Source organism: Ruegeria sp. CDSB114 (assembly GCF_059611025.1).
On the sequence record NZ_JBXWOT010000001.1, the window covers coordinates 375138 to 400955 of the forward strand.

At 57.8% G+C, this 25818-nt stretch carries 25 protein-coding genes; 15 read left to right on the forward strand and 10 right to left on the reverse strand.

The genetic code is table 11. The features are described from left to right. Window positions 1-73: 73 nt before the first annotated feature. The 4 genes from pdxA to lptG are packed head-to-tail and all read right to left on the reverse strand — an operon-like array spanning window position 74 to window position 5539. Window positions 74-1036, reverse strand: a complete 963-nt coding sequence (gene pdxA, locus AC2FIP_RS01915) for a 4-hydroxythreonine-4-phosphate dehydrogenase PdxA (RefSeq protein WP_496688311.1) — start codon at window positions 1034-1036, stop codon at window positions 74-76. Then, the gene (locus AC2FIP_RS01920) at window positions 1033-2286 is read right to left on the reverse strand and encodes a peptidylprolyl isomerase (RefSeq protein ID WP_496784988.1); all 1254 of its coding nucleotides are present in this window, start codon (window positions 2284-2286) and stop codon (window positions 1033-1035) included. The genes pdxA and AC2FIP_RS01920 overlap by 4 nt, the downstream gene beginning before the upstream one ends. Continuing rightward, complete coding sequence (locus AC2FIP_RS01925; RefSeq protein ID WP_496784990.1) at window positions 2277-4439, reverse strand: LPS-assembly protein LptD; 2163 nt, start codon at window positions 4437-4439, stop codon at window positions 2277-2279. The genes AC2FIP_RS01920 and AC2FIP_RS01925 overlap by 10 nt, the downstream gene beginning before the upstream one ends. Beyond that, on the reverse strand, window positions 4439-5539 hold the full coding sequence (lptG, locus tag AC2FIP_RS01930) for an LPS export ABC transporter permease LptG (protein ID WP_496700483.1): 1101 nt from the start codon (window positions 5537-5539) through the stop codon (window positions 4439-4441). Before lptG ends, AC2FIP_RS01925 begins: the two co-directional genes overlap by 1 nt. A 246-nt stretch (window positions 5540-5785) precedes the next feature. On the opposite strand from lptG, the gene AC2FIP_RS01935 reads away from it, so the two are divergent. The 3 genes from AC2FIP_RS01935 to AC2FIP_RS01945 are packed head-to-tail and all read left to right on the forward strand — an operon-like array spanning window position 5786 to window position 8791. Continuing rightward, the gene (locus AC2FIP_RS01935) at window positions 5786-7252 is read left to right on the forward strand and encodes a leucyl aminopeptidase (protein WP_271947431.1); all 1467 of its coding nucleotides are present in this window, start codon (window positions 5786-5788) and stop codon (window positions 7250-7252) included. Between the two features lie 4 nt (window positions 7253-7256). Further along, window positions 7257-7715, forward strand: coding sequence for a DNA polymerase III subunit chi (locus tag AC2FIP_RS01940; protein WP_496784991.1), 459 nt, complete (start codon window positions 7257-7259; stop codon window positions 7713-7715). 29 nt (window positions 7716-7744) lie between these two features. Further along, window positions 7745-8791 (forward strand): aldo/keto reductase, encoded by a 1047-nt coding sequence (locus AC2FIP_RS01945; RefSeq protein WP_496784992.1) that lies wholly within the window; start codon window positions 7745-7747, stop codon window positions 8789-8791. 69 nt (window positions 8792-8860) lie between these two features. Here the strand turns inward: AC2FIP_RS01945 and AC2FIP_RS01950 are convergent, their stop codons facing one another. Beyond that, on the reverse strand, window positions 8861-9847 hold the full coding sequence (locus AC2FIP_RS01950) for a GlxA family transcriptional regulator (protein ID WP_496784994.1): 987 nt from the start codon (window positions 9845-9847) through the stop codon (window positions 8861-8863). A gap of 131 nt (window positions 9848-9978) precedes the next feature. On the opposite strand from AC2FIP_RS01950, the gene bcoG reads away from it, so the two are divergent. From bcoG to AC2FIP_RS01970, 4 genes are read left to right on the forward strand one after another with little or no spacing between them, the layout of a single operon-like run. Then, the gene (bcoG, locus tag AC2FIP_RS01955) at window positions 9979-10893 is read left to right on the forward strand and encodes a 3-dehydrocarnitine:acetyl-CoA trimethylamine transferase BcoG (RefSeq protein ID WP_281994518.1); all 915 of its coding nucleotides are present in this window, start codon (window positions 9979-9981) and stop codon (window positions 10891-10893) included. A 7-nt stretch (window positions 10894-10900) separates the two neighbouring features. After that, window positions 10901-11455: a lipocalin/fatty acid-binding family protein gene (locus tag AC2FIP_RS01960; protein ID WP_496784995.1), complete on the forward strand. Its 555-nt coding sequence runs from the start codon at window positions 10901-10903 to the stop codon at window positions 11453-11455. Continuing rightward, window positions 11455-12921: a carnitine 3-dehydrogenase gene (locus AC2FIP_RS01965; RefSeq protein ID WP_496784997.1), complete on the forward strand. Its 1467-nt coding sequence runs from the start codon at window positions 11455-11457 to the stop codon at window positions 12919-12921. Before AC2FIP_RS01960 ends, AC2FIP_RS01965 begins: the two co-directional genes overlap by 1 nt. Next, on the forward strand, window positions 12918-13676 hold the full coding sequence (locus AC2FIP_RS01970; RefSeq protein WP_496784998.1) for an SDR family oxidoreductase: 759 nt from the start codon (window positions 12918-12920) through the stop codon (window positions 13674-13676). Before AC2FIP_RS01965 ends, AC2FIP_RS01970 begins: the two co-directional genes overlap by 4 nt. A gap of 1 nt (window position 13677) precedes the next feature. Here AC2FIP_RS01970 and AC2FIP_RS01975 read toward each other — a convergent pair whose 3' ends face one another. After that, window positions 13678-13860 (reverse strand): hypothetical protein, encoded by a 183-nt coding sequence (locus AC2FIP_RS01975; RefSeq protein ID WP_142633436.1) that lies wholly within the window; start codon window positions 13858-13860, stop codon window positions 13678-13680. Between the two features lie 79 nt (window positions 13861-13939). Further along, window positions 13940-14809, reverse strand: a complete 870-nt coding sequence (locus AC2FIP_RS01980; protein WP_496784999.1) for a helix-turn-helix domain-containing protein — start codon at window positions 14807-14809, stop codon at window positions 13940-13942. 107 nt (window positions 14810-14916) lie between these two features. Here AC2FIP_RS01980 and AC2FIP_RS01985 point away from each other — a divergent pair, with 107 nt between their 5' ends. The 3 genes from AC2FIP_RS01985 to AC2FIP_RS01995 are packed head-to-tail and all read left to right on the forward strand — an operon-like array spanning window position 14917 to window position 16921. Further along, entirely contained in the window at window positions 14917-15120 is a 204-nt protein-coding gene (locus AC2FIP_RS01985) for a DUF2061 domain-containing protein (protein ID WP_142635106.1), read from the forward strand. Next, window positions 15113-15997 carry a fatty acid desaturase gene (locus tag AC2FIP_RS01990; protein ID WP_496708523.1) on the forward strand — a complete coding sequence of 295 codons (885 nt, stop codon included), beginning with the start codon at window positions 15113-15115 and terminating at the stop codon, window positions 15995-15997. Before AC2FIP_RS01985 ends, AC2FIP_RS01990 begins: the two co-directional genes overlap by 8 nt. 21 nt (window positions 15998-16018) lie before the next feature. Beyond that, window positions 16019-16921 carry an EamA family transporter gene (locus AC2FIP_RS01995; RefSeq protein ID WP_142633442.1) on the forward strand — a complete coding sequence of 301 codons (903 nt, stop codon included), beginning with the start codon at window positions 16019-16021 and terminating at the stop codon, window positions 16919-16921. Here the strand turns inward: AC2FIP_RS01995 and AC2FIP_RS02000 are convergent. The 3 genes from AC2FIP_RS02000 to AC2FIP_RS02010 form a co-directional block, all read right to left on the reverse strand. Beyond that, entirely contained in the window at window positions 16918-18291 is a 1374-nt protein-coding gene (locus tag AC2FIP_RS02000) for a DEAD/DEAH box helicase (RefSeq protein WP_496785000.1), read from the reverse strand. The genes AC2FIP_RS01995 and AC2FIP_RS02000 overlap by 4 nt on opposite strands. Before the next feature lie 184 nt (window positions 18292-18475). Continuing rightward, window positions 18476-19417, reverse strand: a complete 942-nt coding sequence (locus AC2FIP_RS02005) for a glycosyltransferase family 2 protein (protein WP_496785002.1) — start codon at window positions 19415-19417, stop codon at window positions 18476-18478. An 18-nt stretch (window positions 19418-19435) separates the two neighbouring features. Then, window positions 19436-21043, reverse strand: coding sequence for a peptide chain release factor 3 (locus tag AC2FIP_RS02010; protein WP_281994525.1), 1608 nt, complete (start codon window positions 21041-21043; stop codon window positions 19436-19438). A gap of 109 nt (window positions 21044-21152) precedes the next feature. On the opposite strand from AC2FIP_RS02010, the gene AC2FIP_RS02015 reads away from it, so the two are divergent. The 5 genes from AC2FIP_RS02015 (at window position 21153) to AC2FIP_RS02035 (ending at window position 25787) form a co-directional block, all read left to right on the forward strand. After that, window positions 21153-21515 (forward strand): nuclear transport factor 2 family protein, encoded by a 363-nt coding sequence (locus AC2FIP_RS02015; protein ID WP_142633450.1) that lies wholly within the window; start codon window positions 21153-21155, stop codon window positions 21513-21515. 74 nt (window positions 21516-21589) lie between these two features. Continuing rightward, a complete protein-coding gene (locus AC2FIP_RS02020; RefSeq protein ID WP_496785788.1) occupies window positions 21590-22369 on the forward strand; it encodes an SDR family oxidoreductase in 780 nt (259 codons plus the stop codon). Between the two features lie 2 nt (window positions 22370-22371). After that, complete coding sequence (locus AC2FIP_RS02025; protein WP_496785003.1) at window positions 22372-23484, forward strand: DNA alkylation repair protein; 1113 nt, start codon at window positions 22372-22374, stop codon at window positions 23482-23484. 90 nt (window positions 23485-23574) lie between these two features. After that, window positions 23575-24621, forward strand: coding sequence for a methyltransferase domain-containing protein (locus tag AC2FIP_RS02030; RefSeq protein WP_496785005.1), 1047 nt, complete (start codon window positions 23575-23577; stop codon window positions 24619-24621). A gap of 80 nt (window positions 24622-24701) precedes the next feature. Beyond that, window positions 24702-25787, forward strand: coding sequence for an ABC transporter ATP-binding protein (locus AC2FIP_RS02035; protein WP_185956606.1), 1086 nt, complete (start codon window positions 24702-24704; stop codon window positions 25785-25787). Window positions 25788-25818: the final 31 nt, after the last annotated feature.

Here is a 25818-nt window from a genome sequence, read left to right on the forward strand (position 1 = left end):
CGTGGCGCGGTTTGATAGGAGAGCGCCAGAGAATTTTTACCTCTGGCCGGGATATTTACAGCCCGCTGAAGGATCAAGAGCTTTGTGCCATCTGCTGGGCAAGTTTCAGCGCTTCGATCAGGCTGGTGGGGTTTGCAAGGCCTTGCCCCGCAATGTCCAGTGCAGTCCCGTGATCGGGTGAGGTTCGGATAAATGGAAGGCCTAGGGTAACGTTCACACCGCGATCGAAATCCAGCGTCTTGATCGGAATCAGAGCCTGATCGTGATACATGGCGATGGCGGCGTCATAGCGTGCGCGCGCTGCGGCGTGGAACAATGTATCCGCGGGGTGCGGGCCGGTTACGGTATACTCTTTGCGGGGCAGCTCCGCGATCAGCGGTGCAATCCAGTCCAGTTCTTCTTGTCCCATCTTGCCGCCTTCACCGGCATGCGGGTTGAGGCCCGCGACGGCTATCCGCGGGGTGGCAATACCGAACTGTGATTGTAATCCCTGAGCTGTGATTTCGATGGTTTCCCGCAAAAGCTCGGGCGTAAGCTCGCAAGGAACGCGTGAGAGCGGGATGTGGATGGTTGCTGGTACAACGCGCAGTTGGTCGCTGGCCAGCATCATCACAACACGTTGGGACCCAGCCAAGGCGCCCAGAAATTCAGTATGGCCGGGGAATGAGAAACCTGCCCCATCGATAAGTGCTTTCTTGTGGATCGGTGCGGTACATAGCGCCGATGCAGAACCGGACTGAACCAGCGCCACGCCGGTTTCAATGGCAGTGACAACTGATCTGGCGTTGGCTGGATTAGGGTGCCCAGACCGGTTGGGGGCTGGAAAGTCCAGTTGCAGTACGGGCAGGGCAGAGCCACAGATCTCGACCGCCTGAGAGGCGTCGCTGATCTGTACCGAAGGTGTCTCGGGCGGCAAATGCGCGGCATCGCCAATATAGAAGAAAGGGCAAGTGGTTCTAAGGCTGGCCCAGGCTTTTGCGGCGATCTCGGGCCCAATTCCGGCCGGATCGCCGCAGCTGAGCGCGATTGGCTTCATTGTTCAACAATAGTTGCGTCGGCACGCATTTGCCCCAACAGGCTTTCTGCAAGTGTTTGCAGCCTTTGCTGGGTCAGAGCATTGGCGACATCTGCACGCGTTGTCTCTTCGCCAAGGTTGCGGGTACGTGTGCACAACATCACAAAAGCCAGTGTTTGGCCGTTGTTGCGAGTCAACGTGGTTGAAACTTCGTTCAGGTCCAGTTTGGCCAGTTCCAACGCGATATCGCGCGGGATTTCCGACGGTTTGCTGACATTCCGCTCTAAGACTTCTGCTGGCTTGTTTTGCACGATACCGTACAGATCATCGCAAGTGTCTATTTCTTCTTTCAGCTTTTCGGCTGCGGCCAGTGTTTCCGCACTACGACCACCGGGCATGTAATAGACAGCATAGTCGATCTCGGAATAGGTGGGCGTACTCGCAGCGGTCTCACGCAAACCGCGCATCTGAAACAGTGCAACGGCATTGGGCAGCGGAATGGGCTGGGTGACGTCACCATTTTTGAGCCCGATGATGACCGGCTGCAGCGCCGGGGGCAGATCGGTCAAGTTCAACCAGTCAAGGCGCCCCCCATTGGTGCGAGTTCCGGCCGCCGAGTACTGTGTTGCGGCGGTTGAAAAGGAATCATAGCCCTCGATCAAGGCGATCTCTTCGGCCAGCAGTTGAACCTGTGGCAGGTTTTGTTGGTTCACAGGAATAATGATTTCCGAAAGAAGGACTTGCAGGCCGCCACTTCCAGATTGTCCAAGTGCGCGATTGATCTCGTCTTCCGATGGTCTCGCCTGCGACAGAAAACGCGCGCTGACGAATTCACGCCAGGAAATCTGATCCTCGATGAAATCCCGAACTGTCTCACGGTCAACACCGGCATCCGCCAGAAGCTGCAGGAATTCGTCGCTCGAAAGCTGACCGCGGGCTGCAAATTGGTCAATTCCAACCTGAACGTCTTCGGGGGCGACCACGATTCCAGCCTCGCGCATCGCCTGTTTGCGCAGGCGGTCGTCTATCAGAGCTTTGCGCACGTCTTCCTCGGTTGCGCCGGGAACACCCAGAATCGACAGGAATTGCAGGCGCTGTTCCAGCTCATACCAGGTCACGATGTCTTGATTAACCTTTATGGCAGGCGAGAACAGGTTCTGCGCCACTGCCTTTACAGGTGCTATGGCAATCGAAACTGCAACCAGTGCCGGAGCAACCAGCCCGATATGGCTGGAACGAAAGAAACGTGAAAAACCTGTTATCAACTGCATCTTCTCTTGTACTGTTTGCCGCCACCTTCGACAGAATATCCTGTCAGAGCTACGGTAAAGCCGAATTCGGTCGAAGGCTCAATACTTGATGACGAGGTATAGCGCCTGCTGACCGACATGTTAACCTGAACACACTCGTTCCGGTACGTGATACCCAACCCATATCTGATCGGTTCAGATTCGCTCAGGTCATACCGCGCCTGAGCACGGGTTTGCCAGTTCTGATCGATGTCGTACCGCCCGCGCAACCAGATCTCAGAAATCTCATCGTCGACATTTTCTGCGGGATCGGGTTCTTGCCAGACATAGCTTCCGCTGAGGGCCGTTGTTTCCTTTTGCCATGCAGCACGCAGCTCGGCCTTGGCAAAGCTGAAATCTCCGTTCACCAAACCTCGCCCGGCCAGAGACCACCCATTGGGCGTTTCAAGTTGTCCGGCGATCAACACATCGGACGATGTGCCCTGAAGGCCCGATGTAAGGTTAAAGTCGGGATCAGCATCCGCACGAAAGACCTGACCGATCGTGGCACGCGCTTGCCAGCCCCTGGAGCCATAACGCGCCCAATTCACCCCAACAACGCCGCTGACCCCATCTTCGCGCCTGTCCTCGGCAGGGAATCGGGACAGGGATAGCAGGTTACCCTGGTCAAACTCCTGAAACGTACTTTCGTCGATAGGAACATCATTGTCGGAGACATGCGTCCACCCGATCTGCGCGATGGGTTCCAGCAACTGGGTTGCGCCCGACGCCTCGCGGCGGGTCATTGGCAGGCGCAGCGTCAGTGCGGCGCGCGGGGTCGTGCGGGTCACCTGATCGGGATAGGCGCTGTCGTGGCGGATATTGAACGTGTCGATTGACGCGCCTACCTGGGCATCTGCACGCAGCCCCCAGCCCAGTATCCAGCTGCGCAGCCATTCGGTATCGAAGGTCGCTCGGGCAACATCGCGCCCGATAACGTCCTCATTGCTCGTTCTTTCATGGGCATGGCCGATGAAAGCCATCCGCACCTCTCCTCCGACAGCTGCCGGGAAGAAGCGGTTGCGATAGTTCAGGTCGAAGATGCGAGAAGGAATCTGATCCTGATCCTCGCTATCTCGCAAGGTTTTATAATGGTTTAGGCTGGTCCGGAAAGCGGTATCGCGCTTGATCCTTTCCAGGGCAATTTCGCTGCGCAAACGGTCAAAGTCGGGCAGGCCGTAATCAGCCAGATAGGAATCGTCGGACGTGGTTCGAATGTTGAAGGTCAGGCGATAGTCGTCCGGCAGATCAAACCAGCCGTTGGTAAAGAAATATCCGCGCGCCTCGTCCCGTTGAAGGTCATCGCGAGTATGCGCGCCTTCGATTTTGATCCGTCCGTTCTTAAAGGCCTGACGATAGCGATAGCCCAGAGTTCTGGTCTTACCGGAAAGGTAAGGTGTCAGTGTGAGGTCCTTGTGATCTCCAAGCTTGAAGAAATAGGGAACCTTTATGCCTGTGCCCAACTGCGAGGTGGTGCGGACCGATGGGACCAGAAAACCAGTCGCCCGGTCCAGCGTCGGGTCGGGGAGACGCAGGTAAGGGAAATAGAAGACCGGCACATCCAGCACCCGGAATTGCGCACCTTCGAAATAGAGCTGTCGTTCCAACTGATCATGGGTCACCTTGCGGGCACGGATTTGCCAGAGCGGTGGCCGCCCATCCGTGCAGACATGGCAAGACGTCGCCGAGACTTTGCTGAACTGGGTGTATCTGCCGCCAGCACGTGTCGCCTGCACCGAGGCAATTTGCACCTGTTGGTCGAACACCATTCGGGCGCCGATCAAAAGGCCGTTGAGCAAACCCCGGTCGAGTTCTGCGGAATCCGCCAGAACTGTCGTTCGATTACCTTGATCAATCCGGATCGGTCCTTCCAGTGTAAGCTCACCGCTTTCGCGGTCGTACAAAATCCGGTTGGCCGTCATTTTGACGTCACCCTGAAACGCTTCGACATTGCCTTCTGCGATCAGCACACGCTCTGGGGTAATGAAAATCTTGTCGGCGACAAGCAGGGCTGGTGGCTCTTGCTGGGACGCGTTCGTCGTTTGATCCTGTTCCGGCAAAGTCTGGGCCAGGACATCCAAAGGCAAAGACAATGCAACCGCACCCGAGAGCAATAGCAGAGCGAATTTGCGCATCAGCCATCCTCCGCATGCAACAGCAGGCCAAGAGAAAGAAGGATGGCCGCAAATGGCGGGGCCCAGGCTGCAACGAAGATAGGCAACTGACCGTTTTCTCCCAATATTTGCGCGAAATTACGGACGAAATAGATGGCGAAGCCCAGTAACACGGCCGTCAGCACCGCTATTCCGGTGCCGCCGAACCGGACATGCCGCATGGTAAAGGCCGCGCCAATCAAGACCATTGCGACCAGAAACAGAGGTCTTGCCAGTTGGACCTGAAACCAGACCTCGTATTGCTTGGTCGAAAAGCCCGCCTCGCGCAGGTCTCGGATCAACTGGGGCAAATCGTAGACAGACATCGAATCCTGGTTGGCCAGCCTGTCCAGAATGCGCTGACGTGTCAGGGTGGTCGGAATCTCCAGACGATCATGCTCTTTCGAGCCAGCTTCGGGATTGATGCCGTTCATAAGCGGCCAGATCTTGGCATCCTGTAAAACCCAAAAACCGTCTTCCAACTCGGCCTGTTTGGCAGAGATTTGGCGTGTCGGCTGACCAATCGCGTCGAATGTTATTATGGTGACGTCCTTCAACAGCAGGGTGTTACCGTTGGACGTTCGGCGCGCGTGGACAACCGATTGGCCCTCTTCTGTAGCTTGCCGTAACCACAAACCCTCACTGCTGATCGAAAGAGCTGAGCTGGTGCGGTTACGGTAGGAATCGGAAAGCCGTTGGAATTCTTCGGAAGTTGCGGCAGCAAACGGGTTAAGCACCGCAACTGCCAAGGCTCCGATCAACAGGGCCAGAGTTACAGGTGCAAGCAGGACGCGAATTCCAGACCGCCCGATCGAGCGCGTCACCACCAATTCCGAGCTGCGCGCCAATCCGATGAACAACGCAATCGTGGACAGGATGATCAGCAGGGGCAGCATCTCACCGATGGCGGCGGGCGTATTCAATAGGGTCAGATACAAAAGCCGGCCAAATGACAGATCGACCTCATCAAAGCGCCGTACCTGTTCAATCAGATCGATCAGAATCATCAGCGTCAAAAAGATACAGCCAATGACCAGAAAGCTCTGGGTGAACCGGCGGGCAAAATATCGATCCAGGATCACCGATGCGCCCTCGGCATCACTGCGTTGCCTGCAGCGGGGGCCTTGAAGTTAAGAGAATCAGCGGTACATGCGCCAGCGCGCAACGGCCTATGCCTGCCCCGATTTGCCAATTCGCCCTCCCGCTCTCCGACCCTGCCGGAACTTTTTCCGCGACTGTAATGCAAATGCCCGGCGGGGAAAACTGCTATCTGGTCAATGCGGTCGCCGCGGGCTAGGTCTTGGGAAACAGATTTTCAGGAGTTCCCAATGAGCAGTCTTGTTCCAATTCAGTTTAAGGCTTTTGACGTGGACGTGATGGCGCAGACCAAAGGGCGCGTCGTGATTATTGTCTCGGATGAAGGCAAGATGAACCCAGCCGCACGCCGCGCCAACCGTCTGACCCGGGGCGCAGTCGCGCGACTTGTCGAAAGCGACCGGTTCGAAAAGGTGAAATCCGGCGATGTAGTCTCTCTTGCCTGGCCAGGCGGAATGGCCGCTGAAGCGCTTGATATTCTCGTGCTGTCGCGCCGTGCCGATGCTGCAGAGGCACGCAAGGCCGGGGCGAAGCTGGCCAAATTGTCTGATCACCAGCCCTTGTTGGTCATGGCCGGAAATCAGGCCCGGACCGAAGAGCTGGCATTGGGGATCGTTTTGCGCAGCTATGATTTCGATGCCCATAAAACCCGAGATTCGGATGAAGCCGGATCAGTAACAATCAGTCATCAGAAACATGATGAGGTCGAAGCCGCATTCGCACCGCTGTATGCGATTGCCGATGGCGTTCGGATGACACGGGACCTGACCAATGAACCCGCCAATGTGCTGACAACGACCGAATTCGCGGATCGTTTGTCCGAAATGAAGGCGCTTGGCCTGGACGTCGAAGTGCTCGACGAAGACAAACTGGCCGAATTGGGTATGCGCACCTTGTTAAGCGTCGGGCAGGGCTCGGTCAGCCCGTCCAAGGTTGTGGTGATGCAGTGGAATGGAGGCGACAAGGATGATGCGCCGCTGGCGCTGGTGGGTAAGGGCGTCGTGTTCGACACCGGCGGCATTTCCTTGAAACCTGCTGCAGGCATGGAAGACATGACCATGGACATGGGCGGGGCAGGTGTGGTCGCCGGCACCATGCGGGCGCTGGCCAAGCGCAAGGCCAAAGCCAATGTCGTGGGCCTTGTCGGGCTGGTAGAGAATATGCCTTCGGGCAATGCCACGCGTCCCGGCGATGTCGTCAAGTCGATGAAGGGCGACACGGTCGAGGTCATCAATACCGACGCCGAGGGCCGTTTGGTCCTGTGCGATGTGATGTGGTACGCGCAAGAGCGGTTTGCCCCCGTGGGCATGATCGACCTGGCAACATTGACCGGCGCGATCATCATTGGGCTTGGGCATGAGAATGCCGGTGTCTTTTCGAACAATGACACGTTCTGCAACGCCTTCCTAAAGGCTGCCGGGGCCGAGGATGAGGGCGCATGGCGGATGCCGCTTGGCAAAGCCTATGACGAGCAGCTGAAATCGCGCATCGCCGATATGAAGAATGTCGGTGGACGACCTGCCGGGTCAATCACTGCCGCGCAGTTCCTGCAGCGGTTCGTGAAGGACGAAACCCCCTGGATCCATCTGGACATTGCTGGCGTGGCTTCGATTGCAACCGAGACATCCTATGCGCCCAAAGGGGCCACCGGTTGGGGTGTCCGCGCACTGAGCCGGTTCGTGCAGGACAATTTCGAATAATCCAATGGGCGCCGTTTATTTCTATCACCTGACCCGCCAACCGCTGGAAAACACCTTGCCCGTGTTGCTGGACAAGGCGCGGCAGGCCGGGTGGAAGATAGCCGTGCGGGGAACTGATCCCGCACGGATGGAGTGGTTGGACGAAAAGCTGTGGCAGGGCCCCGAGGAAGGGTTCCTGCCACATGGCCGCACCGGGGGGCCGCATGACAGGGACCAGCCCATATTGCTGACGACAGGGGCCGAGGCCGCAAATGATCCGGCTTGCGTGATGGCTGTCGATGGCGCGACGGTTGAACCCGAGGAAGTGAACGCGCTGGAACGCGTGTGCATCCTGTTCGATGGGAATGATGATCACGCTCTCCAACATGCCCGCGCGCAGTGGAAGAACCTGACCGGGGCGGGCTGTTCGGCGCAATATTGGTCCGAGGAATCGGGCCGGTGGGAAAAAAAGGCCGAGGCATAGGGCCTCCGCAGATTTCAGGAGAATGAGCGATGGAAATGAAGCCCCTGGGCCGTACTGGAATCATGGTGAGCGACCTGTGTCTGGGTACGATGACATTTGGTACGCAGACATCCGAGGCCGACGCGCATACTCAGATGGACATGGTACTTGATGGGGGCATTAATTTCGTCGATGCCGCCGAGATGTATCCGGTGAATCCCATCTCGAAAGAGACGGTGGGCCGGACCGAAGAAATTCTGGGCAACTGGAACACCGGCAACCCGTCACGGCGTGGTGACTATGTTCTGGCAACCAAGCATTCTGGGGCAGGGTTCGCACATGCGCGCGATGGCGCACCGATTTCACCGCAGACAATCCCCGAGGCGGTCGAAGGTTCCTTGCGCCGACTGCAAACGGATTGCATCGACCTCTACCAGTTTCACTGGCCCAACCGTGGCAGCTATATGTTCCGGCAGAACTGGACCTATGCGCCTTCGGGCCACAATACCGATGAGGTTCTGGACAATATGCACGCCTGCCTTGAGGCTCTGCAGGTGCAGGTCGACAAGGGCAACATCCGCGCGTTTGGCCTTTCGAACGAAAGCGCCTGGGGCACCGCTCAGTGGTTGCGGATCGCCGAAGCCACCGGCACGCCCCGCGTGGCATCGGTTCAGAATGAGTATTCTTTGATGTGCCGGCATTTCGACACCGATATGGCCGAGCTGAGCGCGCATGAGGATGTGGGGCTGATGGCCTTTTCACCGCTTGCCGCCGGATTTTTGACCGGGAAATACCAAAACGGCATGGTGCCCGAGGGTTCGCGGATGTCATTGGTGCCTGAGGTGGGAGGACGTCATCGCAGACGGGCATTTGAGGCGGTTGCGGCCTATCTAGAGATCGCTGACCGCCACGATCTGGACCCGGTCCATATGGCGCTGGCCTGGTGCCGGACGCGGCCCTTCATGATGTCGGCCATTTTCGGCGCGACAACGGTGGCGCAGCTTGGGCATATTCTCGACGGTAAGGAACTTCGCCTTTCTGGGGAAATTCTGACTGAAATCACCGAAGCGCATCGCGCGCATCCTATGCCGTTTTAGGGGCGCTGCCCTCGTCTCCGCATGCGGAGCCTCCACCGAGGTATTTTCAGCCAGATGAAGCGGATCCGATTAGTGATGTGTGGGTTGTGTCCTGTCTTGCCTCAGGTCCCGGGCCGAAAGGCCGTGCGCTGTGCGAAAGGCGCGGGCAAAGCTGGATTGCGAGGCGAAACCCGTCGCCAGAGCCACATCCATCAGTGACATATCGGTGTCCGTCACCAATCTGCGCGCCTCGGCCAGTCGTAGCTGCAGGTAATGGTCCTGTGGCGTGGTGTTCAGGCGCAGTCGGAACTGCTGTTGCAGGGTGCGTGAACTGGTGCCCAGGGTTTCGGCGATATCTGCCAATGGCATAGGGTCGTCCAGTGCGGATTGCATCAGCGTATTGGCTTTGGCGGTCAAAGCTGTGTGGCGATGCGGCGCCCCGGTGCGGCTTTGTGGTTTTGTGGGATCAGGCGCACCGTCATAGAGGAACAGACCCGAGACGCGGGCGGCAAATCCGGCGCCATGGCGGGCGGCGATGATATGCAGCATCATCTCGACCGCTGGGATTGCCCCGCCCGAGGTCAGGCGGCCTTCAGAAACGGTAAACCGGTCAGGGCGCACGTCCACTTCGGGGAAGCGGGCAGAGAAGTTCTCCAAATCTTCCCAATGGGTGGTGGCGGCGTGGCCGTTCAGCAGGCCTGCCTCGGCCAGCAGCCAGGGACCGCCATCAATTCCTGCCATTGTGGCGCCGGTCTTGGCGATGCGGCGTAGGCCGGCCAGCAGGCTGGGTGTGGCATGGCGGGCCAGTTGGAACCCGGCAACGACAATCATCAGATCGCAGGATTGCAGCCGGGCTAAAGGTACACCCGGAACCGAAAGCGCACTGGTCAGCATGGCCGGTTCAGCAGTGGCTGTCACATAATCCCAGTCAAAGGCCGGACGATCCGCCAACCGATTGGCGGCGCGCATTGGATCAACGGCCGACGCAAAGCTGAGCGTGTTGCATTCGTCCAGCACCAGCACAGCCGTTTTCAGGGCACGATGTTCGGGCTGCAATATGTTTTTTGCGGATTTCATCAAGTTCGATTCGCATTCTGACAAGTGTTTGACCAAAGCTGCGCCAAACTCGGGGGCGAAAGCAAATCGGAATCCGTGGAGAAGCCTGGGGAAAACTCAGGGTTAACCGGGTATAAGCTGGGGAGAACGCCATGCCTTTGGAAATGAACCGCGAAGTCTTCATTACCTGCGCCGTCACAGGATCGGGTGGGACGCAGGATCGCAGCCCGCATGTGCCGCGTTCGCCAAAGCAGATCGCCGACAGCGCGATAGCTGCAGCCAAGGCAGGGGCGGCGGTGGTGCATTGCCATGTGCGCGACCCTGAGACCGGAGCGCCTTCGCGTGATCTGGCACTGTATCGTGAGGTCACAGATCGCATTCGCGATGCCGAGGTCGACGCCGTGCTGAACCTGACTGCTGGCATGGGCGGCGACATGGTGTTTGGCGGTATCGAAAACCCGCTGCCGCTGGCCGAGGCGGGAACTGATTTGGTTGGCGCGACCGAGCGTGTGGCTCATGTGGCCGAATGCCTGCCGGAAATCTGCACCCTCGACTGCGGCACCATGAATTTTGCCGAGGCCGATTATGTGATGACCAACACGCCGGGTGCGTTGCGCGCGATGGGCCAGATGATGACCGATCTGGGTGTAAAGCCCGAGATTGAGGCCTTTGATACCGGTCATCTGTGGTTCGCCAAGCAGTTGGTGAAAGAGGGCGTTCTGGAACCGAACGCTCTGGTTCAGCTGTGTATGGGCGTTCCATGGGGTGCGCCGGATGATCTGAACACCTTCATGGCGATGGTGAACAACGTGCCGGATGACTGGACCTTCAGCGCGTTCTCATTGGGCCGGAATGAGATGGCCTATGTGGCCGCTGCGGTTCTGGCGGGCGGCAACGTGCGCGTCGGGCTGGAGGACAACCTGTGGCTGGACAAAGGCGTGCTGGCCGAGAATTGGCAACTGGTAGAACGCGCGGGCAGCATCATCGAGAATATGGGCGCGCGGGTGATCGGGCCGCAGGAGGTCCGCGAGAAGCTTGGGTTGGTGAAGCGGGCGCCGAAAAGCTAGGCGGGCCATGTTCCGCCGAGTTATTTCATGGGTAGTCGGATGTTTGCTCGTTGGATTGGTTCCAGCGTGTGGCTTGGTCGGAAATGAAGGCTTTCGAGCGCGTCAATTTGCTATTCAACCTGTCGAAGCGGTGAATTGGTCGATCTTTGATGAGCCGTATTTCGAAGTGGCTGCGTTCAGACGCAAAAGCAAGAACACGCAACGGCTTTTTGTGAGGCTTGAGGGACAGCCATACCCTAGCAATCAATTGCGTGACCCGGACCGGACCGAATGTTTTGGGTACATCGCAGGAGCAAGTGATTGCTTTGAAAACCACCGGAGCGTGCCTACCCGGCGATCCGAGTCTGCACTTGAATATGACATCACTGCCGCAAGCCCCACAAAGTTTCACATCATCTACGTGGGTGACGGGGAGCAGATGGTTGTATTGGCCCGCACAGATAGGTCGTTTGCAGTTGTACTGAGCAGAGATTTAACGATCACACAAAATCAACTGACGATTGCGCGTGACGTACTGAGCGAAAATGGGTTTGACCCTCAAGAGTTGAAAGTAGTGAAGTGATGACAAAAACAGCAGCAATCATTGGCGGTGGGGTAATCGGTGGTGGATGGGCCGCGCGATTCCTGCTGAACGGTTGGAACGTTCGGGTATTCGACCCGGACCCGGAAGCCGAGCGTAAAATCGGAGAAGTTCTGGACAATGCGCGCCGCTCGCTGCCGGGGCTGAGCGACGTCCCGTTGCCTCCTGAAGGTGCGTTGTCATTCCATGATGATATGGCCGATGCAGTGCAGGGTGCTGCTTGGATTCAGGAGAGCGTACCGGAACGCCTGGACCTGAAGCTGAAAGTTTACAAGGGCTTGCAAGAGGCTTGTGATCCGGGAGCGATCATCGGGTCCTCGACCAGCGGGTTCAAGCCGTCAGAGTTACAGGAGGGCGCGCTGCGCCCCGAACAGATCGTGGTGACGCATCCGTTCAACCCGGTATACCTGCTGCCGCTGATCGAATTGGTGCCAACTGGCGCGAACCCGCCCGAGATGATCGAACGGGCGCAAGACCTTCTGAAATCGGTCGGATTCTTCCCGCTGCATGTGAAGAAAGAGATCGACGCGCATATCGCCGATCGGTTCCTTGAGGCCGTCTGGCGCGAGGCGCTGTGGCTTGTCAAGGACGGCGTCGCCACGACCGAGGAAATCGACGAGGCGATCCGTATGGGGTTTGGCATCCGTTGGGGGCAGATGGGTCTGTTCGAAACCTATCGTGTCGCCGGCGGCGAGGCTGGGATGCGGCATTTTATGGCGCAGTTCGGCCCGGCACTGAAATGGCCCTGGACCAAGCTGATGGATGTGCCCGAATTCACTGACGAGCTTGTGGATCTGATTGCGGATCAGTCGGATGCGCAATCAGGCATGCATTCGATCCGCGAGCTGGAGCGTATCCGCGACAACAACCTCGTGGGGATGATGCGCGCACTCAAGGCGCAGAACTGGGGCGCGGGGGCGGTGCTGAACCAGCATGACGCGCTACTGAAACCGGGTGCGCTGCCATCATTGGAGCAAGCGGATCTGAGCCAACCGATCCTGACGCTGTCCCGTGCGGTGCCTTTGGATTGGACCGATTACAACGGTCATATGAACGAAGCCAAATACCTTGAGGCCTTCGCCGCCGCCACCGACCGGTTCATGGAGATCATCGGCTGCGATATGGAATATATCTCGTCCGGGGGCAGCTATTTCACCGCGGAAAACCACATTCGTTACATGAATGAGGTCCATGCGGGCGCAAAGATTGAGGTGCGCACCCAGATGCTGTTGGGGCAGGGCAAGAAACTGCACGTGTTCCACAGCATGTATAGCGGTGAGACGCTGCTGGCGACCGGGGAGAGCTTTTTGCTGCATGTCAGCCTGGAAACACGTCGCCCCAGCCCGCCATCGCCCAGCATTGAGGCCGCTATGGCCCGCATCGCCGATGCGCAGGCCGGATTGCCTTATCCCGAAGGGGCCGGGGTTGCGATCCGGAAACCCTCATGACCTGCCGGGTGTTGGTGACGGCTGGCGCTTCGGGTGTTGGTCGGGCTATGGCAGAGGCGTTTGAAGCGGCCGGGTATGATGTCTGGATCACAGATATTGATCGGGCGGCGCTAGATGGCGTGCCGGATCATTGGACAGCCCACCATGCTGACGTGTCGGATGAGGGTGATATGCATGCCGTGTTCGCCGCGATTTCTGATGCGGGTGGTCTGGATTCGCTCTGCGCCAATGCGGGAATTGCCGGGCCGACCAGCGCAATCGAGGATATCGACCTGAAGGATTGGCGCAGCTGCGTAGCGGTCAATCTGGAGGGGGCGTTTCTGGCGGCCAAATACGCCGCGCCGCTGATGAAATCCGCCCGGGCGGGCAGCATCATCCTGACCTCATCCACTGCGGGGCAATATGGCTATCCCTTTCGTGCGCCCTATGCCGCGGCCAAATGGGCGGTGATCGGATTGATGAAAACACTGGCGATGGAGCTTGGCCCTCACGGCGTCCGCGCCAATGCGATTTGTCCCGGCGCGGTGGAGGGCCCAAGGATGGAAGGCGTTCTGGCACGCGAGGCGGCGACCAAAGGCATGAGCCGGGACGAGGTCTATCAGGGCTATGCCTCGGGCACGTCCATGGGTCGTTTCGTCGAAGCGCAGGACATAGCCAATATGGCTGTCTTTCTGTCCTCTGGCGCAGCGCGATTAGTGTCGGGCCAGGTGATCGCGGTGGATGGCCACACGGTCAATCCCGACCCGAAACTGTAACCTAGCCCTGGTTGGGGCCGCGGATCTGGCGGATGGTTTGACGAACGGCTTGCCAATCGCGGGCTTGCTGGGCGTTCCCGGCGGCCTCGCATTCGCGCATTTTCATCGCGGCTTCTGCCTCGGCCTGGTCACCGTGCGCCGTGTACAAAGCCCGTGCATATTGGGCTGTTTTCAGTGCGTCCATTCCTGTGGTCCTCCGTCTGTGGTCGGAATGCCCGAAAGTTCGCGCCCGGCGACGATACCACAGGTCGTACGGGGATGCATCACATGTCGCGGGAAATCGCTGCTCTGAGCTGTTGCAGGTGCTCTGGAAAGTCCCGCGCGGTCACGACCGCCTCGCGAACCAGAGTGTCGAAATGGCGGCTGAAAATTTCAATCCGGTCGCGATCGCGAAAGGCCATGTAATGGCTTCCTGCGTAAAACACGCAAAGAAGGGGACCGAAAATCGTTACGGGAGCCGAATATAGCCGTTTGGCATCAAACAGATAGATACGCAGCCGTGGGTAGAGCTGTTCACACAACTCCAAAAGGTGGTCAATCTGATCCAGCCGCTTGCGAAGGCTAAGACCTTGATAATAGCCGGTTGCATGCGCAAAGCTGTCGATTTCGTACATCGGCATTGCGATCTCGTAATCGGACTGGGCGCTGTGCATCCAGGTCAGTCGATCTTCGGACGCACCTATGGCCTGATCTGCCGTGCGCCCCAGATGCGGTGCGTATTCCCATTCCAGAACGGTGCGGGTCTTGAGCATGTCGGGCAATGTCGCCGGGACATATCTGATTTTGTAACCCGCTGCCTCTTGGTGCCACTCGAATATGCGCTCATCTACCAGGGCGCGGGGGGCCTCAGTCATGCTAAGCGACAAAGCCAGCAACTCGGCTGCGCTTTCCGGCCGGTCAGACAGGCTCAGCAACCAGTCCGCCGAAACACCCAATGCTGTCGCGCAGCTTCCTACAACATGGGCATTCGGCAACCGTGCCCCGTGATCGGTCAACAGTTGCGATACGGTTGAGCGATCAACACCGATCTGGCGCGCGAGGGCGCTTCGGCTGATTTGGCGTTCTTCCATTGCGCGGGCCAGGCGCAAACGGAATTGAGCCGCACGGTCGCGTTTGTCGATTTTATCCTGCATGTGGTGATAAATATCACGTTTGATGAGTTTTGTTAATCATATTCGGAATTTTCAACCTAAGCGGCAAGCCGTAATTCTAAAGCCATAACAATATTATGGGTGACGGAATGGAAACACGACGCAGATCGGTCGTGAAGGCGGTTTTGTGGAACGTGATGGGTCTGATCATCATGTCGGTGGTTGGGCTGGTTGCGACGGGGTCCGCCGCGATCGGCGGAACTCTGGCCGTAGTAAATACGGCGATTGGGCTGACGCTCTATGTGGTTTATGAGAGGGTCTGGGCGGGCATTTCGTGGGGGCGCAATGTCTGAGCGCCCGGGTCCGGAATGGGGCACTTTTACGCTGATGCTCGCCTGTTATGCTGCCTGGTTGGCCGTGATCTTCTTCCTGCCCATCTGGTTGGCGGTTCCAGTGATGGGCGCGGTGGCCGCGTTACATTCATCATTGACGCATGAAGCACTGCACGGGCATCCTTTTCGCGCCAGATGGCTGAACGAGGCGCTGATGGCGCTGCCCTTGACCTTATTCATCCCATATCAGCGGTTTCGGGACCTGCATTTGGCGCATCATCGGGATGCAACGCTGACCGATCCCTATGATGATCCTGAATCAAACTATCTGGACCCAAAAGTTTGGTCGGGGCTAGGTCACTGGCACAGGCGGTTGTTATCGGTGAACAATACTCTGTTGGGGCGGATCGTTTTGGGCCCTGCAATCGGACAGGTTGCCTTTGTCAGGGACGAGTTGCGAGGGGCCGCGCGTGGCGAATGGGACATATTGCGCGCATGGGCTTTGCATATGGCAGGCGTGGTTGCGGTTATCTGGATCGTGACCTTGTCGCCCATGCCGGTCTGGGCCTATGTCCTGTCCGCGTATTTGGGGCTTGGCCTTGTCAAAATACGCACTTTTCTGGAACACCGTGCGCATGAAGATGTGGGGGCAAGAACCGTTATCATCGAAGATCGCGGGATACTGTCTTTTCTGTTTTTGAACAACAATTTACATGTAGTTCATCATCTGAACCCGCGTACCCCCTGGTATCAACTTCCGAAGATCTACCAGCAGGGTAAAGAGGGCTATCTGGCCACGAACAAGGCCTATGTATACCCTTCCTATGCCGATGTTTTCCGGGCCTATTTCTGGAAGGTAAAAGACCCGGTGGCGCATCCGCTCTGGCCAAAGGGTTGATTTGCGGCCACAAAAGGCGGCATGAGCCTCTGGATACCTGTCACTATCGCAGCTGCAACGTTTCAGACGGTGCGGTTCATGCTGCAAAAATCGCTGAGCAGTGTAAAGCTGACGGCCGCCGGGGCGACATTTGCCCGGTTTGCCTATTCAATCCCGCTGGTTCTAATCGCTCTGATCGCGGCGCTGCAGTTGACGGGGTATTCCTTGCCGCCGCTGACCGCCCGGTTCTGGGTGTTTGCCACCATTGGAGGAACGGCTCAGATCCTTGCCACGATCTGTGTCGTCGCCTTGTTCAAACAGCGCAATTTTGCTGTCGGCATAACTTTTAAGAAAACCGAAGTAATCCAGACCGCCATCGTTGGTTTTCTGGTCCTGGGCGATCAGGTCTCGTTCTGGGCGCTTGGTGCGATCTTTCTGGGGCTGACGGCTGTGTTGCTGCTGTCGAAAAGTCCCGGAGGAGACGGGGCGTGGTGGCGACATCTGACGAACCGGGCCTCGCGGCTTGGCCTGGGATCAGGTGTGCTGTTTGCGTTTTCCTCGGTCAGTTATCGGGGTGCCTCGCTTGAACTGGGCGAGATTGATGCGTGGTTTCGGGCACTTGTGACGCTGGCAGTCGTTGTCTCGCTCCAGTTCGTCAGCATGGGCCTGTGGCTGTTGTGGCGAGACAGGGCCGAGCTGCGCGCCGTGTGGCAGACACGCCGAACAGGCGTATTTGTCGGACTGACCAGCCTGTGCGGATCGTTCTGCTGGTTCTTGGCATTCACCTTGCAAAACGCCGCCTACGTCAAGGCTCTGGGGCAGGTCGAGCTGATCCTCAGCCTGTTCGCGTCGATCTTGTTTTTCCGCGAAACCATCACCCGGCGCGAGATCGCCGGGATGACGTTATTGGGCGCATCAATTCTGGCGCTGGTTTTGTCTATTTAACCCGTGCGGCGTTCGTCGAAGCTGAGCGCGATAAAGCTGGGCAGGTGATCGCCCATTCCCACAACCGAAGGACCGTTGTCAGCGCGCCGCCCACGGCCTCTGACTTCTTTATCCTTCTTGCGATCTTCTCTTTTATCGTCGCGTTTGGGGGCCTCTGTTGGTCGGGCTTCTGTTGGCCGGGCCTTTTTCTCGGGCTTTGGCCTCTCGGGTTTCGGCTCTTCCTTTACCGGATTGTCCAAGCGAGGAATTTCTTTTTGAATCAGCTTCTCGATCGCGGCCAGTGCTTTTTCATCGCGACCCGAACAGATAGTGATCGCTTTGCCTTCGCGTCCGGCGCGACCTGTACGACCGATCCGGTGCACATAATCCTCGGGGTGGCCGGGGACGTCGAAATTGATCACATGACTGACAGAGGGCACATCCAATCCGCGCGCGGCAACGTCCGAGGCGACAAGCAGACGTAGTGTTCCGTCACGGAAACCGTCCAGTGTTTTCGTCCGTTGTGACTGATCGAGATCGCCATGGATCGCGGCAGCATCATAGCCGTATTTCTTCAGCGATTTCGCACAGATGTCTACATCGGTCTTACGATTGCAGAAGATGATCGCGTTGGTGCATTTTTCGCCCTCGGAGTCGATCAGCGAACGCAGGACCTGGCGCTTGGCGCTGGCCTCGCGGTCACGGCGACCACCTTTGAACATGACCACACTTTGCTCGATGGTTTCCGAGGCCGTCGCCTGACGGGCAACTTCGATCCGGGTTGGGGCCGACAGGAATGTATCGGTGATCCGCTCAATCTCGGGCGCCATGGTGGCTGAGAAGAACAGCGTTTGGCGTGTGAACGGCGTCAGCGAAAAAATGCGTTCGATATCGGGGATAAAGCCCATATCCAGCATTCGGTCGGCCTCATCCACCACCATGATCTGGACGCCGGTCAACAGCAGTTTGCCGCGTTCGAAATGATCCAGCAGGCGACCTGGTGTGGCGATCAGAACGTCGACGCCACGGTCGATCAGCGCATCTTGTTCCTTAAAGCTGACGCCGCCGATCAACAGCGCTTTGGTCAGCTTTACATTTTTGGCATAGGTGTCGAAATTCTCGGCCACCTGCGCGGCCAGTTCCCGTGTCGGGCACAGCACCAGCGACCGCGGCATGCGCGCACGTGCGCGGCCACGGGCCAGCAACGTGATCATCGGTAGCGTGAAGCTGGCGGTTTTGCCTGTACCGGTCTGGGCGATACCCAGAACGTCCTTGCCCTCAAGCGCGGGTGGGATTGCGCCTTCCTGGATCGGTGTTGGCGTTTCGTATCCGGCTTCCTCAATGGCTTTGAGGACCTTCGGGTTCAGGTTCAGTTCGTTAAACTTTGTCATGTATGTCCGGTTGTTGCGGACACTAAAACCTGGCCCGCGCGTAAAGAATGTGCCGGGCCCGGATGGCCATGCGATGTTTTGTGCATTTCGGCTTGGCGGGACATAACAAAATCACGGGGCAGGGTCAAATGAAGTCACTTTTACACTGCGACACCGGCTGACCACGCGGATTTATCGCAACAATTCAGGTACTTCCGGGGAAATGTTTCGCGACTTTTCCATCCAAATCCAGCGGACGGTGCTTAATCAGCCCAAACTTTTCGAGGCGGGTGCGAACTTCTTGGTCGGCGCCACTGATTTCATTATAGAAAGCACGCAGGCCGTGAGCCCCATCTTCTTTTTCGATCCAGTTCAGTAATTCATTCATGTTCATCCCGCCTTGTTCGCGCGGAACATTGGGTGACATGCCTGGCTGATACGAGCCCTTTTCGAACCGGAACCGATAATGGGCTAGCCAATGATTCCAGTCAGGTGCATGACGGTGGCATAGATCGACCTGGGGCAGCTCGACCTTGGTCGGGAGGATTTCGCCATCCTGAAACAGATTGTGAATCCGGAAATTGATCTTAGGTAAGCCTTTGCGAACAAAGAGTTTACCCTGAACATGGCTGAGGAATCCAGCAAGAACAAATCCGCCAAAATTCGGAAATAATGCCTGAACGATCCCATCACGGCCCTGACCAGCGGGGATATAGGCTTTGTACAGGTCTTCGGTTCCGCCTACGGGCTCGATCGGACGAACGCGCACCGCTGGGATATGTTGCGGAATCTCCGCTAATATCACGCCAAGGTCGGATTGCGGCCAGAGGAACTCGTCCAGATCAATATGGGCAAGCCAGTCGACCTCAGCCTTTCTGTAAGTAAAGCTGGCATTTGCGGTTTGCCGGACCTGATGTTTGTCGGGCCTCTCGCGCTTTCGGTTCGCCCAGTACCCCTCGTCGCAGTTGCGTATTTCGATCCGTGGGTGGCGGTTCAAGGCGTTGAACGCAGCCGGGCAGGGCTCGTCCAGATACAGATACATCCTGTCGGCTCCGAGATCGAGGTGATAGGCCGCAAACCGAAGTATGTCCGGGGCCGAGCCCCGGATCGTTGATACAATGCCCCAGCTTGGGACATTATCCGGCATATGAAGCTCGTGACCCTGTCACGCCATCATCTCTTTGGTGGCGGTCAGGTTCAGGTCGGGATAGTCCCGCACGACCCGGTCGATGTCCCACTGCAGGCGAGTCAAATAGACGATGTCGCCGTCATGATCATGAGCGATGTGCTGCTTGTTGGCATTGACGAATTTCTCGACCTCAACCTTTTCACCACTGACCCAGCGGGCGGAGGTGAACTGAGACGCCTCGAACCGTACCGGCAGGCCGTATTCCATCTCAATCCGGCTGGCCAGAACCTCGAATTGCAGCGCGCCAACGACGCCGACGATAAAGCCCGATCCGATCGACGGTTTGAACACCTTGGCCGCGCCTTCCTCGGCGAATTGCATCAGGGCTTTTTCCAGATGCTTGGCTTTCATTGGATCGCCTGGTCGCACGGTCTGCAGCAGTTCCGGCGCAAAGGAAGGGATGCCGGTTACCCGGATCGCTTCGCCCTCGGTCAGCGTATCGCCGATGCGCAGCTGGCCGTGGTTTGGGATGCCGATGATGTCTCCGGCCCAGGCCTCTTCGGCCAGTTCCCGGTCGGATGCAAGAAACAGCACAGGGTTCGAGATTGCCATCGGCTTTTTCGATCGAACATGGGTCAGCTTCATGCCGCGTTTGAAATGGCCCGAGGCCATGCGCACAAATGCCACCCGGTCGCGGTGCTTGGGGTCCATGTTTGCCTGAACCTTGAAGACAAATCCGGACACTTTCTTTTCTTCCGGTGCGATCTGGCGGGGTTCCGCGGACTGTACCTGTGGCTGTGGACCATAGGCGCCGATGCCTTCCATCAGTTCCTTGACGCCGAACGAGTTGATCGCCGAGCCGAACCAGATCGGGGTCATGTGGCCTTCCAATACCGCTTGGGGGTCAAGCGCGGGCAGCAATTCGCGTGCCATCTCAACCTCTTCCAGCAGCTTCTCAAGCAGGTGCTCGGGCACATGTTCAGCCAGCTTGGGGTCGTCCAACCCGTTGATCTGGATGCTTTCGGCCACTTTGTTACGGTCAGCGCGGTCCATCAGCTCCAGCCGGTCGCGCAGCATGTCGTAACAGCCGATAAAGTCGCGGCCTACTCCAATCGGCCAGGCAGCGGGCGTGACGTCGATGGCCAGCATTTCCTGAATTTCGTCGATGATCTCGAACGTATCGCGGCTTTCGCGGTCCATCTTGTTACAGAAGGTCAGGATCGGCAGGTCGCGCAGGCGGCAGACCTCAAACAGTTTCTGGGTCTGGCTTTCCACACCTTTCGCGCCGTCGATCACCATCACGGCCGCGTCCACAGCGGTCAGAGTGCGATAGGTATCTTCCGAGAAATCGCTGTGGCCGGGCGTGTCCACCAGATTGAACCGGAAGTTTCCATAGTCGAAGGACATGGCCGAGGCTGAGACCGAGATCCCGCGATCCTTCTCCATCTGCATGAAATCCGAACGTGTCCGCCGTGCCTCACCCTTGGCGCGTACCTGACCGGCCATCTGGATGGCGCCGCCATACAGCAGGAACTTTTCCGTCAGGGTCGTCTTGCCCGCATCCGGGTGCGAGATGATGGCAAATGTCCGGCGCCGGGCGATCTCGGGCGGCAAGGTGGGTTGGTTCGTGGCGGTATCAAGCATAGTCGCGCGTATAGGCGGGGAATTCTGCCGAAGCAAGACAAAGAGGCTGGTTCGAATCGTCTGCCTGTGGCAATAAGAACATATAGTGAACAAATAATGGAGAGGATCAATGAATTTGAAAGAAATCGCCGATGAGCTGGTGGCGGGATGCCGGGAAAACCGGGCCAAGGCCAATCTGGATAAGCTGTATGCGGCAGATGCCGTTTCGGTTGAGGCCGTCGATGCATCCGGTATGGGACGCGAGGCGCATGGGCGCGACGCGATCCGTGGCAAGCACGATTGGTGGGAGAGTTCGACCGAAGTGACGGGCGGAAACGTCAGTGACCCGATGGTGCATGGCGAAGACCGTTTTGCCGTGATCTTTGAGGTGCAGGGCAAGTTCAAGGAAAGCGGTGAGAGCTTCGATATGCGCGAAGTTGCGCTGTATCACGTCGCGGATGGCAAGATCGTCCGGGAAGAGTTCTTCTACTAACCCCTTGTCATCAATCTGTCTTCCCTATCTGCTGGGTGCAAGACATGCGGATAATCACAGATGGGGAGGAACAGATGGATCTGGGAATAGGTGGAAAGCGCGCGCTGGTCTGTGCCAGCAGTAAAGGTTTGGGTCTGGGCTGCGCCGAGGCTCTGGCGGCGGCTGGTGTGAATCTGGTGATGAACGCGCGAGGGGCCGACGCGTTAGAGGCTGAAGCCGCGCGTTTGCGCTCGGAATTTGGTGTCGAAGTGCAGAGTGTTGCGTGTGATGTGACCTCAGAAGAGGGGCAGGCGCAGGTGATTGCCGCAGCACAGGGCGTTGATATCCTTGTGACAAATGCCGGTGGCCCACCTCCGGGCATGTGGTCGGATTGGCAGCGTGACGACTTCATCAAGGCATTGGACGCCAACATGCTGACCCCGATTGCCTTCATGAAAGCCTTGTTGCCCGGCATGATGGATAAGGGCTGGGGCCGGGTGGTCAACATCACCTCACAATCCGTACGCGCGCCGATCGCAGTGCTGGGCCTGTCGAACGCGGCGCGGACCGGGTTGACCGGCTATGTGGCCGGAACCTCGCGGCAGGTCGCGCCGCATGGGGTGACAATCAACAACCTGTTGCCGGGGATACATGCCACGGATCGGGCGGATTCCCTGGACGGAGGCGTGGCCGCGCAGCAGGGCATTTCCATTGATGAGGCGCGCGCGCAGCGTGAGGCAACTATCCCCACGCGCCGCTATGGCTCGCGGGAAGAATTCGGCGCAACCTGCGCGTTCCTGTGCTCGCAACATGCGGGCTTTATCGTCGGCCAGAACATCCTGTTGGATGGTGGCGCGACCAATCTGACGATGTGACCATGGCGCAAGGGTTTTCACTGAAGGATCAGTTGTTTAATGCAGAAAAGACCGGCTATCTGGCGGGGCTTTTTGCCGAGGCTGATCCAGGGTTCGATGCACAGGCGTTTCAAACGCAGGTGATGTCACGCCTTCTCGAGCTTGAGTTGAAAGAGCGGATGGCGTGGATCGCCGATTGCCTGCAGCAACAGGTTCCGGGTGAGCTGCCAACTGTCGCTCCGACCCTTTTACGGGCCTTGCCGCCGCCGCTGAATCCGAACAAGACCGACGACGATTTTGGCGATTTCATCTTTGCGCCGCTGGGGGATTGGGTCGTGAATGTCGGCCTTGATCACCCCGACCTCGCGCTGGACGTGCTGGCTGAACTGACGCAGAGGTTTTCGATGGAATGGGCCATTCGCCCCTTTCTCAATCGTCACCCCGAACATGTCATGGAGCGGCTGGAGGATTGGTGCGGACATGACAGCTATCACGTGCGGCGTCTGGTGTCCGAAGGAACCCGCCCGCGTTTGCCATGGGGCCAGGCGGTGGGGTTGGAATTAACCGACCCGCTGCCTCTGCTGGATCGGCTGCATGAGGATCAAACGCGCTATGTGACGCGGTCGGTGGCCAACCATCTGAACGACATCTCCAAAAAAGACCCGGATATGGTGCTGGACCGCCTGCAGGATTGGTCTGTCTCACAGCGTCAGGACGCGGACGAGTTGCGGTGGATGACCTCTCATACCCTGCGCGGTCTGGTTAAGGCCGGGCACCCGCGCGCGATGAAGATGCTGGGATATGACCCTGATGCCGACATACAGGTCTCGGTCACGGTAAACGGGCCCGCAAAGATTGGCGGCGCGCTTGAGTTTGATGTTTCATTGGCTGGTGAGGCGAACCAACCCGTTTTGATTGATTATATCATCCATTTCCAAAGACCTGGCGGCAAAAAATCGGCCAAAGTTCACAAGCTGAAACAGGCCGCGCTAAAGAATGGAAACCTGACCTTGAGCAAAAAGCACAAGCTCAAAGGCGATGCGACCACGTTCAGGCTTGTTCCCGGCGCACATCTTCTGGAGATTCAGGTGAATGGCCGGGTGCGAGCGGATCTGGATTTTGAGCTGCTGGGCTAGCTCAACCTTTCGTCAGATTGCTCGGCTTTTGATTGCACGGTGCGCGGTGCTGGGTTAGCTCAACATCAGTCAGATCAGGGGATGACAGCGATGAAGCATGAATCGGTGCAGAACTATTATGGCGAGGTCCTGCAAAGCAGCGCGGACCTGCAGACCAACGCGTGTTGTACGCCCGACGATATGCCGGATCATCTGAAGAAGATTCTCGCAAATATTCACGATGAAGTACTGACCCAGTATTATGGATGCGGTCTGATCGCACCGCTGGATCTTGAGGGGATGAGCATCCTTGATCTTGGCTGTGGCGCGGGTCGGGATGTATACGCCCTGTCTGCTATGGTAGGTGAGAAAGGCCGTGTGGTGGGCGTTGATATGACACCCGAGCAGTTGGATATCGCCCGCGCGCATCAGGAATATCACGCCGAAACCTTTGGGTATGCCCAAAGCAACGTGGAATTCCATCACGGCTACATCGAAAAGCTGGATGAACTGGGCTTAAAGGCGGGGTCTTTCGATATCATCGTTTCGAACTGTGTGATCAACCTGGCCACCGATAAAGAGGCCGTTCTGCGCGGCGCGCATCGCCTGCTTAAGGACGGCGGAGAGATGTATTTCTCGGACGTTTATGCGGATCGTCGCGTACCGCAGGCAATGGCCGAGGATGAGGTTCTGTATGGCGAGTGTCTGTCCGGTGCGCTGTACTGGAATGACTTTCTGTCGATGTCTCGCAAAGCCGGTTTCGGCGACCCGCGTCGAGTCACGCACCGCTCCTTGACCATCGAAAACCCGGTTCTTGAGCACCGCGTGGCACCGCTCAAATTCCTGTCAGCCACCTATCGTCTGTTCAAGTTACCTGCGTTGGAACCCGCCTGTGAAGATTATGGTCAGGCCGTGATCTATAAGGGCACTGTCCCCAATGCGGCGCACATGTTTGAGCTGGATGACCACCACGCAATCGCGACGGGTAAGGTGTTTCCGGTGTGCGGCAACACATGGATGATGCTCAAAGACACGCGGTTTGCGCGGCATTTCGAGTTCCTCGGTGATTTCTCAACTCATTACGGCATCTTCGAAGGCTGCGGTGGTGAAAGCCCATTTGAGGCGACCGGGCAGGCCGAAACGGGCGGCTGCTGCTGATCCCTTGCACCCAAAGGGAGGGGTTGCTATCCCCGCCCAAGCCCGATTGATTTGATCGGGTAAGGCTACGGGGTCCATCGGTGACAGTAAACGCAACTCCTCCGCGTCTGGAAATTCGCAATCTGGTCGCCCGGTACGAAGGTCGGGTGGTGGTTGATGACGTCTCGCTGACCGTGCAAGCGGGGCAGGTGACATGCCTGTTGGGGCCGTCAGGATGCGGCAAGTCGACGACGCTGCGGATGATTGCCGGTGTCGAGATGCAAGAGACAGGCCAGATCTATGTCGATGGCAAGCTGATCTGCGATACGGTGTTCCGTGTCCCGCCTGAGCGGCGCGAGATTGGCCTGATGTTTCAGGACTTTGCCCTGTTCCCGCATCTTAGCGTAGCTGACAATGTTGCCTTTGGCCTGAAGGGTAGCAAAGATGAAAAACGCGCACGCGTGGATGAGTTGCTGGCCAAAGTCGACCTGATGCGTTTCGCAGACAGCTTTCCACATCACTTGTCGGGCGGTGAGCAACAGCGGGTGGCCCTGGCGCGCGCATTGGCCCCACGCCCCCGGATCATGTTGATGGATGAGCCGTTTTCGGGTCTCGATAACCGGTTACGCGATGGAATTCGGGACGAAACTCTGGCGATCCTCAAGGAAGAGGACGCCGCTGTGCTGTTGGTTACCCATGAACCCGAAGAGGCAATGCGTATGGCCGATGAGATCGCCCTGATGCGCCGTGGCAGAATCGTTCAACAGGGTGCGCCTTACAACGTCTACACCCGTCCTGCGGACAAAGCTGCAGTTGCATTCTTTAGCGATATAAATGTGTTAGGCGCGCAAGTTAACGGAGCATTGGCCGATACCCCATTTGGTCAGTTTCTTGCTCCGGGTGTGCCGGATGGGACGAATGTTGAGATTGTATTTCGGCCTCAGCACGTCCGTTTGGATTTTGATCGCAATGGCAAAGGTCCACTGCCGACACCGACGGACGGGGTAGCCGCGCGTGGTGTGGTCGAACGGGCGCGTTTTCTGGGCAACGAAAGTTTGATTGAATTCCGTATGGACTATGATGATTCAATCTTGAAAGCGACCGTTCCAAACGTGTTTGTCCCGCAAGCGGGGCGGGTCATGTGGCTGACCATTCGCCGCGATCGGTGCTTTGTATTCCCCAAATAGGGTCTAAAACTGCAGTTTAGGCGCAAGTGGT